Annotated in this window: 14 protein-coding genes and 1 riboswitch; of the genes, 1 reads left to right on the plus strand and 13 read right to left on the minus strand. The window is 50.2% G+C overall.

Going from position 1 to position 15293, the window contains the following annotated elements; translation table 11 throughout:
- Window positions 1-58 precede the first annotated feature (58 nt).
- Window positions 59-168, minus strand: a riboswitch (TPP riboswitch).
- A 298-nt stretch (window positions 169-466) separates the two neighbouring features.
- From DWX59_RS22090 to DWX59_RS30105, 7 genes are all read right to left on the minus strand, one after another.
- Entirely contained in the window at window positions 467-1330 is an 864-nt protein-coding gene (locus DWX59_RS22090; RefSeq protein WP_117561487.1) for a Cof-type HAD-IIB family hydrolase, read from the minus strand.
- Window positions 1331-1403: 73 nt separating this feature from the next.
- Window positions 1404-2147: a glycerophosphodiester phosphodiesterase gene (locus DWX59_RS22095; protein ID WP_117561706.1), complete on the minus strand. Its 744-nt coding sequence runs from the start codon at window positions 2145-2147 to the stop codon at window positions 1404-1406.
- Window positions 2148-2170: 23 nt separating this feature from the next.
- A complete protein-coding gene (locus tag DWX59_RS22100; RefSeq protein ID WP_235845135.1) occupies window positions 2171-3622 on the minus strand; it encodes an ABC transporter substrate-binding protein in 1452 nt (483 codons plus the stop codon).
- A gap of 218 nt (window positions 3623-3840) precedes the next feature.
- Window positions 3841-4752 carry a carbohydrate ABC transporter permease gene (locus tag DWX59_RS22110; RefSeq protein ID WP_117561489.1) on the minus strand — a complete coding sequence of 304 codons (912 nt, stop codon included), beginning with the start codon at window positions 4750-4752 and terminating at the stop codon, window positions 3841-3843.
- Complete coding sequence (locus DWX59_RS22115; RefSeq protein WP_117561492.1) at window positions 4752-5618, minus strand: carbohydrate ABC transporter permease; 867 nt, start codon at window positions 5616-5618, stop codon at window positions 4752-4754. The genes DWX59_RS22110 and DWX59_RS22115 overlap by 1 nt, the downstream gene beginning before the upstream one ends.
- 10 nt (window positions 5619-5628) lie before the next feature.
- Window positions 5629-6801, minus strand: a complete 1173-nt coding sequence (locus DWX59_RS22120) for an ABC transporter ATP-binding protein (RefSeq protein ID WP_117561495.1) — start codon at window positions 6799-6801, stop codon at window positions 5629-5631.
- Window positions 6802-6986: 185 nt separating this feature from the next.
- The gene (locus tag DWX59_RS30105; RefSeq protein ID WP_353626782.1) at window positions 6987-7307 is read right to left on the minus strand and encodes a hypothetical protein; all 321 of its coding nucleotides are present in this window, start codon (window positions 7305-7307) and stop codon (window positions 6987-6989) included.
- Window positions 7308-7942: 635 nt separating this feature from the next.
- Between DWX59_RS30105 and DWX59_RS22130 the strand changes: the two genes are divergently transcribed.
- Window positions 7943-8536 carry a type II toxin-antitoxin system PemK/MazF family toxin gene (locus DWX59_RS22130; RefSeq protein WP_117561500.1) on the plus strand — a complete coding sequence of 198 codons (594 nt, stop codon included), beginning with the start codon at window positions 7943-7945 and terminating at the stop codon, window positions 8534-8536.
- Between the two features lie 227 nt (window positions 8537-8763).
- Here the strand turns inward: DWX59_RS22130 and rbsD are convergent, their stop codons facing one another.
- The 6 genes from rbsD to DWX59_RS22160 all read right to left on the minus strand — a co-directional run bounded on the left by rbsD (window position 8764) and on the right by DWX59_RS22160 (window position 15291).
- Window positions 8764-9165: a D-ribose pyranase gene (gene rbsD / locus DWX59_RS22135; RefSeq protein ID WP_117561502.1), complete on the minus strand. Its 402-nt coding sequence runs from the start codon at window positions 9163-9165 to the stop codon at window positions 8764-8766.
- Between the two features lie 91 nt (window positions 9166-9256).
- Window positions 9257-10309, minus strand: a complete 1053-nt coding sequence (locus DWX59_RS22140; RefSeq protein ID WP_117561505.1) for an ABC transporter permease — start codon at window positions 10307-10309, stop codon at window positions 9257-9259.
- Window positions 10310-10331: 22 nt separating this feature from the next.
- Entirely contained in the window at window positions 10332-11873 is a 1542-nt protein-coding gene (locus tag DWX59_RS22145; RefSeq protein WP_117561507.1) for a sugar ABC transporter ATP-binding protein, read from the minus strand.
- Between the two features lie 11 nt (window positions 11874-11884).
- Window positions 11885-12532, minus strand: coding sequence for a DUF2291 domain-containing protein (locus tag DWX59_RS22150; RefSeq protein WP_117561510.1), 648 nt, complete (start codon window positions 12530-12532; stop codon window positions 11885-11887).
- Window positions 12533-12667: 135 nt separating this feature from the next.
- Window positions 12668-13750: a D-ribose ABC transporter substrate-binding protein gene (locus DWX59_RS22155; RefSeq protein WP_117561513.1), complete on the minus strand. Its 1083-nt coding sequence runs from the start codon at window positions 13748-13750 to the stop codon at window positions 12668-12670.
- A 68-nt stretch (window positions 13751-13818) separates the two neighbouring features.
- Complete coding sequence (locus DWX59_RS22160) at window positions 13819-15291, minus strand: FGGY-family carbohydrate kinase (RefSeq protein WP_117561516.1); 1473 nt, start codon at window positions 15289-15291, stop codon at window positions 13819-13821.
- Between the last annotated feature and the right edge of the window lie 2 nt (window positions 15292-15293).

A 15293-nucleotide genomic window follows, 5' to 3' on the forward strand; every position in this document is an offset into this window, starting at 1 on the left:
CCCTCCTTATGAATGAAAAAAGTCCATACCCCCGTGGGATATGAACCTTGATATGCACAATGAAGCGCTTCATATTTCCCTACGTTGGCATTACCCAAATCAGGTACGATAGGTCGAAGTTCGATTACTTCCTCTCAGCCTGCTCCACAAGCTCCCTGCTGTTCTTTAGCATAGCACCGGCAATCAGTTTTGTCAATCCGGCGCTTTGAAGCCGACGGAATAATCCTTAAAAACACACATTTTAACGCGGTCGGCAAAGGTAAACGGTCCCACCTCGTCCATCCTAAAATCATACGCTGTAATCATCTGCCGGATAGGGTCTATTATCCAATTTGGCAGAAGATATTCTGCGGATAGCAATAAGCATAGCAGATAGTATACATTGATGCAATATAAAATAAGCACTGCATTATAGTCCGTATCATGACCATATTACAGTGCACTCCAAGCTTTATTCCGTATTTATTTAAATTGAACCCAGGTTCCTGCAAGACCGCCCCTCAAACACCAGGTTCTCAATAGCGTATGCCACCCCGTCCTGGCTATTGGTACGCGTCTGGCATTTGGCGGTCTTTTTGATACGTTCCATGGCATTCCCCATGGCCACCGTGTACTTAAGGTCCATGGACAGCATGGAATAGTCGTTCTCACTGTCACCCACTGCCATGATTTCATTCCATCCTATGTTCCTCATTGCGGCATATCCTGCCAGGGCCTTGCCTTTCTGGGCATCCTGGTGGGTCAGTTCCAGGTTGGTCGCAGCCGAGGACGCAATGGCCAGGTCAGGCACCAGCCCAAGCCTTTCCCTGAGTTTTCCCAGCACAAGGGGGGATTCATGGATGACTGAAACCTTATAGAATTCCATCCCCCGCCTAAACAGTTCCCCGGGAGGCAGGAAGGTAAAACGGCTGCGCACGCTTTCATAGGAAAATTCAGCCATTGGCAGCAATACGTTGCGGTTAAAATAATCCTTGAATTCTTCCTCTAAAGCAATGGTGCAGCTTCCCTTATCTGTCATGAAATCAAAGATGACGCCCTCATCCTTACAGCTTTCCACAATACGTTCCACCTGTGTCGTGGCAAGCCCTACCTTGTCCAGCCGCCTGCCCAGAGAGTCATAGGTGGACGCCCCGTTCATACATACCACCGGGGCCTTAAGTCCCGCCTCTTCTAGGGGAAGCAGGGCGTCTTCATAGCTTCTTCCCGTACATATGAGAAGTTCCACCCCCATATCCTGCATACACCGTATCACATGTGCATTCCGGTCCGACACGCGCCCGTCAGGTCCCAGCAATGTGCCGTCCATATCCACCGCCACAAGTCTTATCATTCCATCAATCCTTTCCTGGGCATGACCTAATATAACCAGTACAGCGCATAGCAAGTCCTTATGCATACAGCACCTAGCCAAAGGGATTCAGCTGGTCAGCCACGTTTCTGCATACATCCGGTTTATTGGTGATGATGGCCTCCACTCCCTGTCTGACCAGAGCTTCCATGTACTCCTCATCGTCCACCGTCCACACATGCAGGGCCAGGCCAAGGGACCTGGCGGAGGGAATCAGCTCCTTATCCTGCATGTGGTAGAGCGCGGGGTGGAGCGCATCCACCCGGGCCGTGTACCGTCCATAGGAGGCAGCATCTATCCATCCGTCTGAGTAGAGAAGCCCTGTCTTTACCGAGGCATCCAGCATTTTCAGCTTCACAAGGCTTGGGTGATGGAAGGAAGAGTAGATGACCCGGTTACCCATCCCCATTTCAGATGCCAGACAAAGCGCCCTTTCCTCTATCCCCTCATAGGGCACAATCCCTGTTTTCAGTTCAACATTAATAACAAGCCCTGTGGGTTTTAACAGCTCATAAACCTCTCTCAGCGTGGGGATGGCTGCGTCCCTGTACTCAGGGAACAGACGGTTAAACCGCAGTTTCTTAAGTTCCCTTAAGGTATGGTCCTTAATGTACCCTGAACCGTTGCTGACCCTGTCTATGGTTTCATCGTGTGCCACTACCAGCTCATTATCCCGGCTCAGCTGTACATCCAGCTCCACGCCGTCAGCGCCCTGTCCGGCCGCCAGCTTAAATGCCTCCAGCGTGTTCTCCGGCGCATAAGCGGACGCGCCTCTGTGTGCCCATACCTGTGTCTTCATGTCCCATCCCTCACTTATCATTATCACTCATTTAAAAGATTATATTCCTCAATTGCCTTATTAATCTGTTCTGCCATATTGGCAGCCGTATCTTCAGGGCTTATATTGTTGTTCAGCATATTCTCGATTTCCGTCTCCACCACCTGTCTGGCTTCAGGGAACACACTTAAAAGCGCGCCCGCGGACTCCGGCGTGGAATCATGAAGCTGGTCAATGGCAGTCCCGAACTGGGGATAGCGGGCCATATTTTCCTTAAAGACCGGCTCGTCATGTGCGGCTGTTGTCACCGGGAAATATCCGGTCTGGGCATTCCAGTATGCCTGGCTTTCAGGCGATACAAGGAATTTCACGAACTCCCATGTGGCTGCCTTTTTCGTATCGTCCTGGTTATCCAGCGCCCACAGGGAAGCGCCGCCAATGGAGACACCGCCTTTGTCATCTGCATTTACCTTTGGGAAATAAGCGGTCCCCACTTCAAATTTGCCGTTTACATCTCCTAATATCTGCTTCAGGGAAGCCGTGGAACCAAGGGTTATGGCAGATTTCCCGGAACTGAAGTCAGCCAGTCCGGAGTCGCCTCCGCGCCCAACTATCGGTGCATACCCCTTGTCATACAGTTCTTTCCAGGCCGTCAGTGTGTTCACGGCCGCACCGTTCTGGTCAAAATCCACAGCGGTTGCAGCTGCCTGTCTCCCATTTCCATTATTCACATAGGGCAGCCCCTGTTTACAAGTAAACTGCTCGAAAAACCAGCCGTAGATTCCAAGGGAAACCGGCTCGCCCGCCCCGCCCTTCTGTACCAGGGCATCCGCCACATCGGCAATCTCCATAAGGCTTGAAGGCACCTGTGTCACGCCTGCCTTTTCAAACATGTCCTTGTTGTAATAAAGGATTGGGGTGGAGGAATTAAACGGCATGGAATACAGCTTATCATCTACAGTATAATACGCAGCAATATTTGGTTCAATCACTGATTTATCCCAGCCATCCGCATCCATCAGCTCCTGCATGGGCACCACCCAGCCGGAATCAATCATGAACCGGGTGCCGATGTCATATATCTGAACCAGATCCGCCCCCATGTTGCCAATCTGGGCGCTTTTTAACTTGTTGATTGCATCGTCGTATTCCCCCTGGTACTGTGCATCCACCTGAATCCCAAAGGTGTTTTCCGTATTAAAACGGTTAACCAGATAATCCAGGGCTTCCCCGTTCACTCCGCCCATGGAATGCCAGAACGTAATGGTTGTACCCTTAAGCGGCATGGCCCCGGTCTGTTCGGTGCCGCCTAAATCCCCTCCTGCCTGGCCCTGTCCGTCCAGATTCTGTCCGGTGCCATCCTGCCCATTCCCTTCCAGGCTTCCCTGTGCAGACGTATCCGCAGAAGGTTCCTTGGCCCCGCATCCTGTCATGGACGCGGCCAGTACTGCGGCTGCCGCGAAAGCTGTCATTGTTGTCATCCATGGTTTCTTCATAATCGTTCATTCCTCCGATATTTTATTTGTGGTCTTTTTATATGTAAAGGGCTAGTGCTCCATCCAGTTAGAAACTGTACTGCCAGTGCTGAATATTTTGTCAGCCTGCAAGGCGGAGGAGGGAAGCGGAGTTGGTCCTCCGCTGACTGACGACAACGCGGCAGATGGCAAAATAGGCTGTGCTGGCAGTACGGTTTCTGACTGGATGGAGCACTAGGTCATCCCTTGACAGCGCCTGAGAACATCCCCCGGATCAGCTGCTTCTGTCCCGCGATAAAGATGGCTATGGACGGTATGATTACCAGGATTACCCCTGCAATCATCAGGGTTATGGACTGGGCGTCCTCATTATTCAGCATACTGATACCAATCTGCACGGTCCGCATCTCATTGGAGCCAGTCACGAGCAGCGGCCACATATACATATTCCATGCATTGATGAAGGTATACACTGCCATGGCCCCGATAGCCGACTTGGTCAGGGGCAGGAGTATCCTGAATATGAACCGCAGGTTCCCGCATCCGTCTATTTTGGCGGATTCATACAATGAGATGGGAAAGGATTTATAAAACTGCCTGAACAGGAAAATGCCCATGGCCGATGTAAGGTACGGCACAATCAGCACCTGGTAGGAATCCAGCCATCCAAAACGGCTTACGGTCAGATAATTGGATATGATAGTCGCCTCCCCCGGTATCATCATGGTTGCCATCACAAGCATGAAAAGCGCCTCCCTGCCTTTAAAATCCAGGAAGGAAAAGGAAAATGCCGCCAGGGAGCAGGATATGATCTGTCCCAGGGTAATAAGCCCGGCCACCATAAAGGAATTGGCCACAAACCGGGCCAAAGGCACCTTAATCAGGGCCTGCCGGAAATTCTCCAGGGTCGGGGACGAGGGCAGCAGGTTCATCTGCGTGGTGAACAGTTCGCTGGAGGGCATGAACGCCACGCTGACCGCATACAGAAGCGGAAGCAGTACAAACAGGGCCACAAGTACATTAAGTCCTATAAGGACGGCGGTCCTCCCTCTTTTCACCAACAGTGCCTTGCGGTTGGCCGCTTCCTGGGCACGTCTGATTTCTTCCCGGTTCATTTCCCCGGTCCTTCTGATAACAAGTGTCTGCTCCATTAATAGCTGACCCCTTTCTTTTCTACTTTGAACATGATTAATGTAAGTACCATGATAATGGCAAACAGGATAACGGACTGGGCCGCCGCGCTGCCGAAACGGTAATTAAAGAACGCGTCCCTGTAAATGGAATATACAATCAGGTTGGTGGACTCCCCCGGTCCTCCCTTGGTCAGGATCTTCACCTGCCCAAATGCCTGGAAGGCCTGGATGATGTTTACCACCACCGTATAAAACATGATGGGACTAAGGCCCGGCAGCGTCAGGCGGAAGAACTTCTGCAGCGCGCCCGCGCCGTCCACTGATGCCCGTTCATAGATGGATTCATCAATATTGCCAAGCCCTGCGGAAAAATACAGGAAGTTGATGCCGCTGTTCAGCCATGCGGTCAGAAGGGCCACACATACCAGGGCATATCTTGGGTCATTGACCCAGTTGATGTCAAGCCCCAGCAGCTTGTTTACAATCCCGATGGACGGGTGAAGCATGATTTTAAATATAAGGGCCGCGGAGCTGGAGGCAATGGCCATGGGCAGCGCATATGCCGTGCTGAACACCCGGATACCCGGAAATGCCCGGTTGCACAGCATGGCTGCCAGAAGTCCAAGGGCCATGCTGGCCGATACCACAATCACCACGAATATCAGAGTTACCGTCAGGCTGTTAAAAAACGACCCGGACCGGAACAGGTCCGTATAATTCCCAAGTCCCACAAACAGCTTGGCCTGCCCCATTTTATTCGTCTTGAACAGGCTCAGGTAAATGGTCTTAAAAAATGGATAAAACAGGAATACGGCAAAGACCAGGAGCGCAGGCGCCGTATAGGCGTATGGTCCTGTCTTTTTTATAAATGATTTCTCTTTCATGCGTCTGCTCCTATACATAAAGGATATTTTCTTCTGTTATTGTGTCAAACAGCTTGATACGGCCCATATCCACATAAAGGCGTACCCGGCCCCCTGCCTTAACACAACAGGATGGCGGCAGCTTGGCACATATGTGCGGTGAATTTTCCCAGTTAAGGCTGTCCCGGACAGGTTCTCCCTGTGCCGTCCCATGCCGGGCAGCCCCGCCATCCCCGCATACCCGGCCATGAAGAAGGACCTCCGCTCCCAGCATTTCCCTTACATCTGCCAAAACCTCCAGCCAGGCTTCTCCCCATTGCTGTTCATGAAAATCCTCCGCCCGGATTCCCAGGGTAACCATCTTATCCATATACCCTTTATCCATAAGCTTTTTTCCCTGGGCCAAGGTCAATGGAAGCTGCCAGCCATTTCCCTTCAGGCACGGTCCCTGATTACTAAGCACCACCTTCCCCTCCAGGAAATTCATGGCCGGAGAGCCGATGAAGCCTGCCACGAACCGGTTCACCGGATTCTGGTACAGTTCGGCGGGCGGCGCCACCTGCTGTATGGCCCCCTCTTTCATGACAACAATCCTTGTCCCCAGAGTCATTGCCTCCACCTGGTCATGGGTCACATAAATCATGGTGGCACCCAGCTGTTTATGAAGCTTGGCTATCTCCACCCGCATCTGGCTCCTCAGCTTTGCATCCAGGTTGGACAAGGGCTCATCCATAAGATACGCCCTGGGCTTGCGCACAATCACGCTTCCGATTGCCACCCTCTGCTTCTGCCCCCCTGACAGGGCACTGGGCTTTCTGTCCAGAAGATGGCTTATTTCAAGTGTGGAGGCCGCTTCCCTGACACGCCTGTCAATCTCTGCTTTGGGCGTTTTATGGGCCCGCAGGCCAAAAGCCATATTTTCATATACCGTCATATGGGGATACAGGGCGTAGTTCTGGAATACCATGGACAGGTCCCTGTCCTTTGGCTCAACCATGTTCATGAGACAGTTATCAATCCACAGTTCTCCTGAAGATATATCCTCCAGGCCCGCAATCATCCTGAGGGTGGTAGACTTTCCGCAGCCCGACGGACCCACGAAGATGATCAGTTCCCCTTCCCGGATATCCAGATTGAAGTTCTTTACAGCGCTATAGCCGTTTTTATAGGTCTTACTTACATTTACCAATGATATATCAGACATGGACTTTCCTTTCACATTCACAATCTACTCTTAGATTTTAATCAGGCAGTGTAAAAACAAAAAGTAATGTCCTGTAAAATGGAGGTAAAACCGGTGGGAATCTGGCTGTAAATAAAAAAAGCCCTGCAAAGCGGACCGGAATCCGCTTTGCAAAGCCCTTTTATCCTATTCATCTGTTCTGTGGTCTACGCCATGTTCAAGACCCGTTTCATCTTTGTCACTTCTCCGTCCAGATGGTTGACTTTCAGATGATACATGGTATTAGGATGAAGCTCTTTTAAAGCCTCGTCCAGCTTCCGGTCCAGGTTCATATGGCCTTCCGCAATTAATTGAATGTTCCGGTTTGTCTCGTTTTCCAGGGTAATTTCAAATAAGGTTACCCGCTCTTTAACAGACTGCACATCCTCCTTAAGTGTCTGTACATCCTCCTTGAGTACCTGCACATCCTCCTTAAGTACCTGCACTTCCTCCTTAAGGCCCTGTACATCCTCCTTGAGTACCTGCACTTCCTCCTTAAGGCCCTGTACATCCTCCTTGAGTACCTGCACTTCCTCCTTAAGGCCCTGTACGTCCTCCTTAAGTACCTGCACTTCCTCCTTGAGTACCTGCACTTCCTCCTTGAGGCCCTGTACATCCTCCTTAAGTACCTGCACATCCTCCTTAAGGCCTTGCACATCCTCCTTAAGGCCTTGCACATCCTCCTTAAGGCCTTGCACATCCTCCTTAAGGCCCCGCACATCGTCCTTGATTTCTCCAATGCCTTCGAGAATCAAATTCAGTTTTTCGTTTTCTGACATAATCTTCCCCTTTCTAAACAGTATAGGTATACAGAAAACTTCTAGCCGCTTCTAAAAATGATATCCCGCCTTATACCTCTCCAAGCACAAGTGAAATTTACTGTAAACACATTATACTACGGCAAAATACCGTTTACAAGGGTTGACTTTTTATTATCCCGAAAATCCATTCCAAATCCATTTCGAAAAATATTAATCACAATAAAGAATGTAATACTAATGTCTCTTGACGTATTTATGTCGAAAAGTACTAGACATCTTATATATGTCAATTATTGTAGATTTTTGCCATCAATTAGTATATAATATGATTTAAAAGACCGATTTGTGAGGGGTAATATGAAATGCAGGAATTGCACAATAAAAAATTATTAGAAAAAAGTAAAATTCTGTTTAGTAATATTTTAGAATTAAAAAAATTGGACATAAATAATAATTTTTGTTCAGAATTACTTGACTGGTTTAATGAAGTTGTATTAAAGAATATATCTATTTACGCCAGCAAATCCTCTAAAGAAAAGATGGACCAGGAACTCTATAAAAAGAATCGGCAAAATGTTTATTGGATTAATTTCGGAAGAAATATCGGTTCTGAGTTTCAAGATTATCATTATGCATTAGTCATATACGAATCAAAATATACAGCTCTTGTGGTTCCATTAACCTCAAAAAAAGACCATACTCCAAAATGGATAGAGGAAAATAAAGAAGTTATAGTCGATATAGGAAAAATTGAGGGTTATCCTGATGACAGTAAAGAATGTTATGCTTGCACGTTCATGATTCAGTCTGTCAGCAAAAAAAGATTAGATAGATGTGGCAACAAAAAAGATGGTTACTTTCAAATTAAGGTAACAGATAAACAGATGAAGATGGTCTGTGACAAAATTTCTGAAATTACATATAATAAAATTACCAAAGGCAATATTGACAATTAATACGATTTATGATATATTCAAGTTGTCTTAAGACAGTGATTTGATATAATGGGTTTGATAATTTGCCATTATATCTATTGGCTTAAAGCCAGTGATTTAAAAAAAGTTATTTTTTGAGAGCAGCGTTATCGCTGCTCTTTTTTTACAGATACGTATAAGCCCGCTACCCCATAGCCATATTTCCATCCATGGGGCAACGGTTTTTACCGCGATATGGATTGGATTCCCTACACTGGAAACGCCACTCCCGCCCTCAATATTATATTCGGATACGGTGTAAACTCGCCGGTACGTATTGCAAACTTAACCTGCCTTGACAGTTCCTTAAGCCCGGTATGGGGAACCATCCGGCGCTCCACCCCCGGAAGGCTTTCCTCTATATAAGCCAGCAGCTCCGGGTTATACTCCTTAATCTCCTCTGCCACCGTATAAAACTCCACCTCCGTCTCCTTCAGCACGGCATCCATTACCTGCTTAAAGGTGGGAACCCCGCCGCATAACGCCAGGTCCACAATCGGGACCCCTGCCGGGATTGGCATTCCGCCATCCCCTATCATGAACTGGTCCATATGTCCCAGCCCGGCTATGTACCCTGCCAGCCGGGCATTGATGATCCCAAACTTCTTCATCCCATTTCCTCCTTCCCCAAAAGTGTTCTCCCGGAGTCTCCCCGGCACTTATCTTTGAGGCTGATTTACCACAATCATCCTTTTATATCAGCTATTTATTCTCATTCCTGGCCTGCAGCGCCATCTTAGCCTGCATATTCCTCTGGAACTGGTCAATGATGACAGCCAGTACGATGACCAGGCCCTTGATGACCATCTGCCAGAACTCGGACACGCCGCACATGACCATCCCGTCATTGATGACACCGATTACAAATGCCCCCACAATGGTTCCGCCAATGGTCCCCACGCCGCCTGCCATGGAGGTTCCGCCCAGTACGGCTGCCGCAATGGCGTTCATCTCCCAGCCCTCTCCGGTTGCGGGATGCGCTGCCACCAGCTGCGAGGAAGCGATGATGCCCACCACTGCCGCGCACAGGCCGGAGAAAGCGTAAACCATGATCTTAACCTTATTCACCTTGACGCCGGACAGCCTGGCGGCCTTCTCATTGCCGCCAATGGACAGCACATGCCAGCCAAATGCGGTTTTCCTCAGGATGACAGCCGCAATCACTGCAATGATTGCCAGGATTACAACGCCCACAGGAATCACGGTCCCGGGGATATTGCGCCCGAACACCTCCCAGCCCGTGTTGCCCAGGGCCTCGTTGCCAGTGATTTTTGAATAGGTGGCCCCGCCTGAGCGGATCATGGCAAAACCGCGGGCCACATACATCATGCCCAGGGTGGCGATAAAGGGGGCCACGTTGAACCTGGTAATCACAAGACCGTTCAATGTGCCGATTACCACGCCCAACAGCATGGTGATGATGAACACGGCCGGAACATTAAAATACAGGGTTACGCCAAACATCTGAAGGGTAAGCCCCTTTTCCAGAAGCCCGCCTGCAATCATTCCGGCCAGTCCAACGATTGCGCCCACGGAAAGGTCAATGCCTCCCGTGATGATGACATAGGTCATTCCGATGCCCAGGATACCGTACAGGGCCACATGCTTGGCAATGAGCATGGCTGTGTTCAGGCTCAGGAAATTAGCGGCCTTGATACTGAAAAAAATCAACAGGACAATCAGCACAATAAAGGTCCTGCCCTTTAACAGCGTCATGGCCAAGGCATTATTCGAAGATTTCTTATTCGTACTCATAATGTATACTCTCCTTTTCCAATCATTGGCCGTGGTGGCCTTTATATGATGACAATACCAGGCTTTCTTCCTGAATCTCGTCCCCAATGAGTTCCCCTGTCTTGATGCCGTTTGACAGCACCATGACCCTGTCCGCTATGGCGATGATTTCCTTTAACTCAGAAGATATGACAATGATGGAAAGCCCTTTTTCCGCATACTGGTTGATGATGTCAAATACCTCGGTCTTGGCGCCGATGTCAATGCCCCTGCTGGGTTCATCCAGAAGCAGGATTTTCGGATTGGTCAGAAGCCCCTTTCCAATGACAACCTTTTGCTGGTTGCCCCCTGAAAGGGAGAGGATGGGCAGGTTCTTGTCAGCCACCTTGATGTGGATATCCTTAATCTGTTCATCCGCCCTCCTGCCCTCCAGCTTATCATCCAGCAGGAATCCCTTTACATACTTTTTAATACTGGACAGGGAAATGTTCTTAAGGATGCTCATGGTCTGCACCAGGCCTTCCCTCTGCCTGTCCTCGGGCACCAGGGCAAATCCCCGTTCAATCTGCTCTGAGATGGAATGGATTTCCATCTTCTTCCCCTCCAGCAGGATATCGCCTGTATGCTCCGGCCTCAGGCCCATGATGCATTCAAAGACCTCGGTGCGGCCCGCTCCCATTAGCCCGTATATTCCCAGGATTTCACCCCTTTTCAGGTTAAAATCCACATGATGCAACAGATACCCGCCACCGCTCTTTGGAAGGGTCAGGTCCCTGACCTCCAGCACGGTCTCCTGCTTCTCCCAGTCAATGTTCCTGTCCTTTTTCGGATAAGACTTGCCCTCACCCGTCATCTGCTTAACAATCCAAGGCACATCAATATCCCTTACATCAGCGTCAGCCACATACCTGCCGTCCCTTAAAATCGTCACATGGTCGCCGATTTCCATGATTTCCTCCAGACGGTGGGATATGTATACAATGGAAATACCCTGGGCCAGAAGCTCCCTCATGATTTTAAAGAGGATCTTAACCTCCTGCTGGCTTAAGGATGAGGTAGGCTCATCCATGATCAGTATCTTAAGGTCGTCCGCAATCAGGTTCCTGGCAATTTCTATCATCTGCTGCTGTCCCACCCTCAGATCCCCAATCAGAGTATCCGGGCTGATGGGATGTTCCAGGCGCTCCAGTATCTGGGCCGCCAGTTGGGCATGTTTCTTATTATCCAGCACAAATCCGGTCTTTTTCTCCTTGGCCATGAAAATGTTCTGATACACGTTCAGGTTGGGAAACAGGCTCAGTTCCTGATGGATGATACCGATACCGTGCTTCCTGGCTTCCGTGGTATTCTTAAAAGCCACTTCCTTGTCCCCCATATACAGGGTGCCTGCGCTGGGCTGTTCAATTCCGGCAATGATTTTCATCAAGGTAGACTTGCCCGCCCCATTTTCCCCAATCAGCACATTTACCTTGCCGGCAAGCACATCGAAGGAAACGTGGTCCAGGGCCTTGGTTCCCGGATAAATCTTGTCAATCTGCTCTGCGTGAAGGCAGACGCCCTCCCGGCATTTAACTGTTGACTCCATAAAGCCACCTCCTAGTTTACAGTCAGCTTCACAGGCGTGATGAGGATCTCATCATCCTTATTCGCGGTAAATGTTCCAGTAAATTCAATGGTCCTGCCCTGCAGGGTCTCAGGCGCCGCCGCCTTTACCACGGTGGTATCAATAATGTCATGAAGGCTCTGGGAAACAGCGGCCCACTCCTGCTGGTTCTTGTAATCCCCGAATTTGATGAAATCCAGGGAATCCCTGACCGATGACCCCTTATATACACTGCCGATCTGAAGCTTTACGGTCACATCCCCGTCATAACCCTCAGGCTTCACCACCATGTACCCGGCCTTCTTTTCCTGGTTGACTTCCTCCACCACGGCCGTGCCCTTTACCACATAGTTAATCTCTCCCGATGTGCCCATGGAGTATTTTCCATATTTATCAACCAGGGACTTCAAATCCCCGCCGGATTCTTCCAAAAACCGGGTTATGTCCACGGCCTTGCCTTCCAGTTCGGGAAGCGCCTTGGAATCCCAGATATTAGCCACATTGTCTCCGGCGTTAAATTCCACATCTCCTGTTAATTTTCCTTCTTCACCAATCTTAACTACCTTCACACATCCGGTCATGCTTAACGCAGATGCTGCCAATATAAGAGCTGTTACCAGACTTATCACACGTTTTTTCATAGTACACTCCTATCTCCATACTTATATGTTCCTGACTTCACTTCAAAACTACCTTCATTCTTGGGGGAATACTCCATTAACCGTTACCCTTATGGAATTGCAGGAGGTTTTAAGGCCTCCTGCAACCGGATTTTCTTATTCGCTGTAAACGAACGCGCTTAATTTGTCAACATTCTCAGAAGTAATGGCCACACAGTCAACCAGCTGTTTCTCTTCCAGTCCCGTGGTGCCTTCCTTTAAGTACTTGTCAGCCTGCTCAACCGCCATCTCTGCAATCAGCGCACACTGCTGAAGCGCGGTACCTGTCATGTAACCGGACTTGATCTCAGCCGCGGCCTCGTCAGAACCATCCACGCCAATGATGCAGATATCCTTTAAGCCTGCTGCCTTGATTGCTGCCGCTGCGCCCACTGCCATGGTGTCGTTGCCGCATACAATACCCTTGATGTCAGGATTGGACTGTAAGATGGTCTCAACCTTTTCATAAGCCTCAGTCTGCTCCCAGTTCGCGGTCTGCTGTGCAACCATCTCCAGGTCCTCGTACTGGTCAATGACCTCATGGAACGCGCTGGAGCGCACACCTGCGTTGGTATCGCTTTCCTTGCCTAAAAGCTCTGCGTACTTGCCTTCCTCGCCCATGGCCTCAACAAATACTTCCGCAATTGCCTTGGCGCCCTGATAGTTATTGGCAACAATCTGGGAAATGGCAACGCCCTCTGCATTGATCTCACGGTCAATTAAGAATGTGGGGATTCCTGCATCCCTTGCCTTCTGTACGGCTGCAACGGTTGCGTCGGCCCCTGCATTGTCACAGATAATGGCTGCTGCCTTGTCTGCAATGGCATTGTCAAACAGCTCGGACTGCTTGGTGGCATCATCGTCATGGGAAACCTTCTTAACCTCATAGCCCAGTTCAACCGCCTTTTTCTCAGCCTGGTCAGCCTCGGTCTTAAAGAATGGATTTGAGTGGGATGGGGTAATGATATACATGATTTTGGAACCGCCTCCGGGAAGTGCTTCCGCCGCTGCTGCAACTGCTTCGGTTGCCGCTGCCTCCGTTGCTGCTTCCGTTGATGCTGCCTCGGCTGCCGCCGTAGTAGCTGCCTCGGTTGCTGCCGTGGCTGCTGCCGTGGTTTCCGCAGGCTTGGAGCCGCATCCCATCAGCAGACCGGCTGCCATGGCCGTACATAATAACATACTCATCATTCTTTTTTTCATTTTTGTTTCCTCCTTAAATGAATTATATAGTTTTGTATAGATAACCGGGTTGCCCGGTAAATCCCTGTTTAATTCAGTACCTTTGCTACCGCATGCTTCCAGCCGCCGTACTTCATATCCCTGGTTCCCGGATCCATGGCCGGCCTGAAGGTCCTTCTTCCCATCCTGGCAAATAACTGCTCCCGGTCATATATCCCCATGGCAATCCCGGCCGCATAGGCTGCCCCGATGCCGGACAGTTCTTCTGCCGGAGGGACGCTGACAGGAATCCCTGCCATATCGCTCTGGAACTGCATCAGGTACCGGTTCCTTGTGGGTCCTCCGTCCGCCCTCAGTTCCCCAATGGGGATACCGGATTCCTCTTCCATGGCAAGGACCACATCTGTAATCTGGTAGGCAATGCTCTCCAGCCCCGCCTTTACCAGCTCCGCCTTCCCGGTCAGTCTTGTCATTCCATAGTACATCCCCACCGCCCTGCTGTCCCAGTAAGGTGCTCCCAGTCCTGTAAAACCAGGTATCAGATAGGTGGTGTCGTCCGGGTTGGCTTCCTCTGCCAGTTCCTCTGTATCACCTGGCGATTCAATCAGCTTAAGGCTGTCCTTCAGCCAGGTAATCACTGCTCCCGTGTAATTGATATTGCCCTCCAGCACGTAGACGGCCTTTCCATCCATATGCCATGCAAGCGAGGTTACCACCTTTTCACTGAGCACAGGCTTTTCACCGATATTCATCATCACGGACGATCCGGTGCCGTAGGTGGTCTTTATCATTCCCTTTTCCAGGCACCCCTGGCCGAACAGCGCGCCGTGGCTGTCCCCCAGCACCCCGTGGATGGGAATAGGTTTCTGAAGGAATCCGTCAAAATCCGTATATCCGTAACATCCATCCGAGCCAGTGACCTGGGGCAGGCTTTCCACCGGAATACCGAACAGCCCGCATACCTCCACGTCCCATGCAAGGGTTTCAATGTTAAAAAGCTGTGTCCTGGAGGCATTGGAATAGTCTGTCCTGAATTCCTTTCCCCCGGTCAGATGCCATACCAGCCAGCTGTCCATGGTGCCGCAGCACAGTTTTCCCTCTGCTGCCAAAGGGGCGGCGTCCGGCACATGCTCCATCACCCAGCCCAGCTTGGCGGCTGAGAAGTAGGGCGAAAGCTTAAGTCCCGTGCGAAGCCGTATCATCTCGGCCAGGCCTTCCTGTTCCACCCTATCGGTAATGTACGCGCCTCTGGCGCACTGCCATACCACTGCATTGTATATGGGCCTTCCTGTCTCCCGGTTCCAGGCAATGGCGGTTTCCCTCTGGTTGCTGATACCCAGGCCCGCAATCCGGGATTTGTCAATCCCGGCTTTCTCCACCAGGTCCTTTACCGCCTGTACCGTATTCCTGTAAATCTCTTCCCCGTCATGCTCCACCCAGCCTTTCCCATTCACTATCTGGCGGTGGGAAAGGTCTGTCCTGCAGATTAATTCCCCCCTATTGTCAAACAGCAATGCCTTGGTTCCCTGGGTGCTCTGGTCTATCCCCAATATGTAGTCCATCC

This window comes from Enterocloster aldenensis, from assembly GCF_003434055.1.
Classification (GTDB): Bacteria; Bacillota; Clostridia; order Lachnospirales; family Lachnospiraceae; genus Enterocloster; species Enterocloster aldenensis.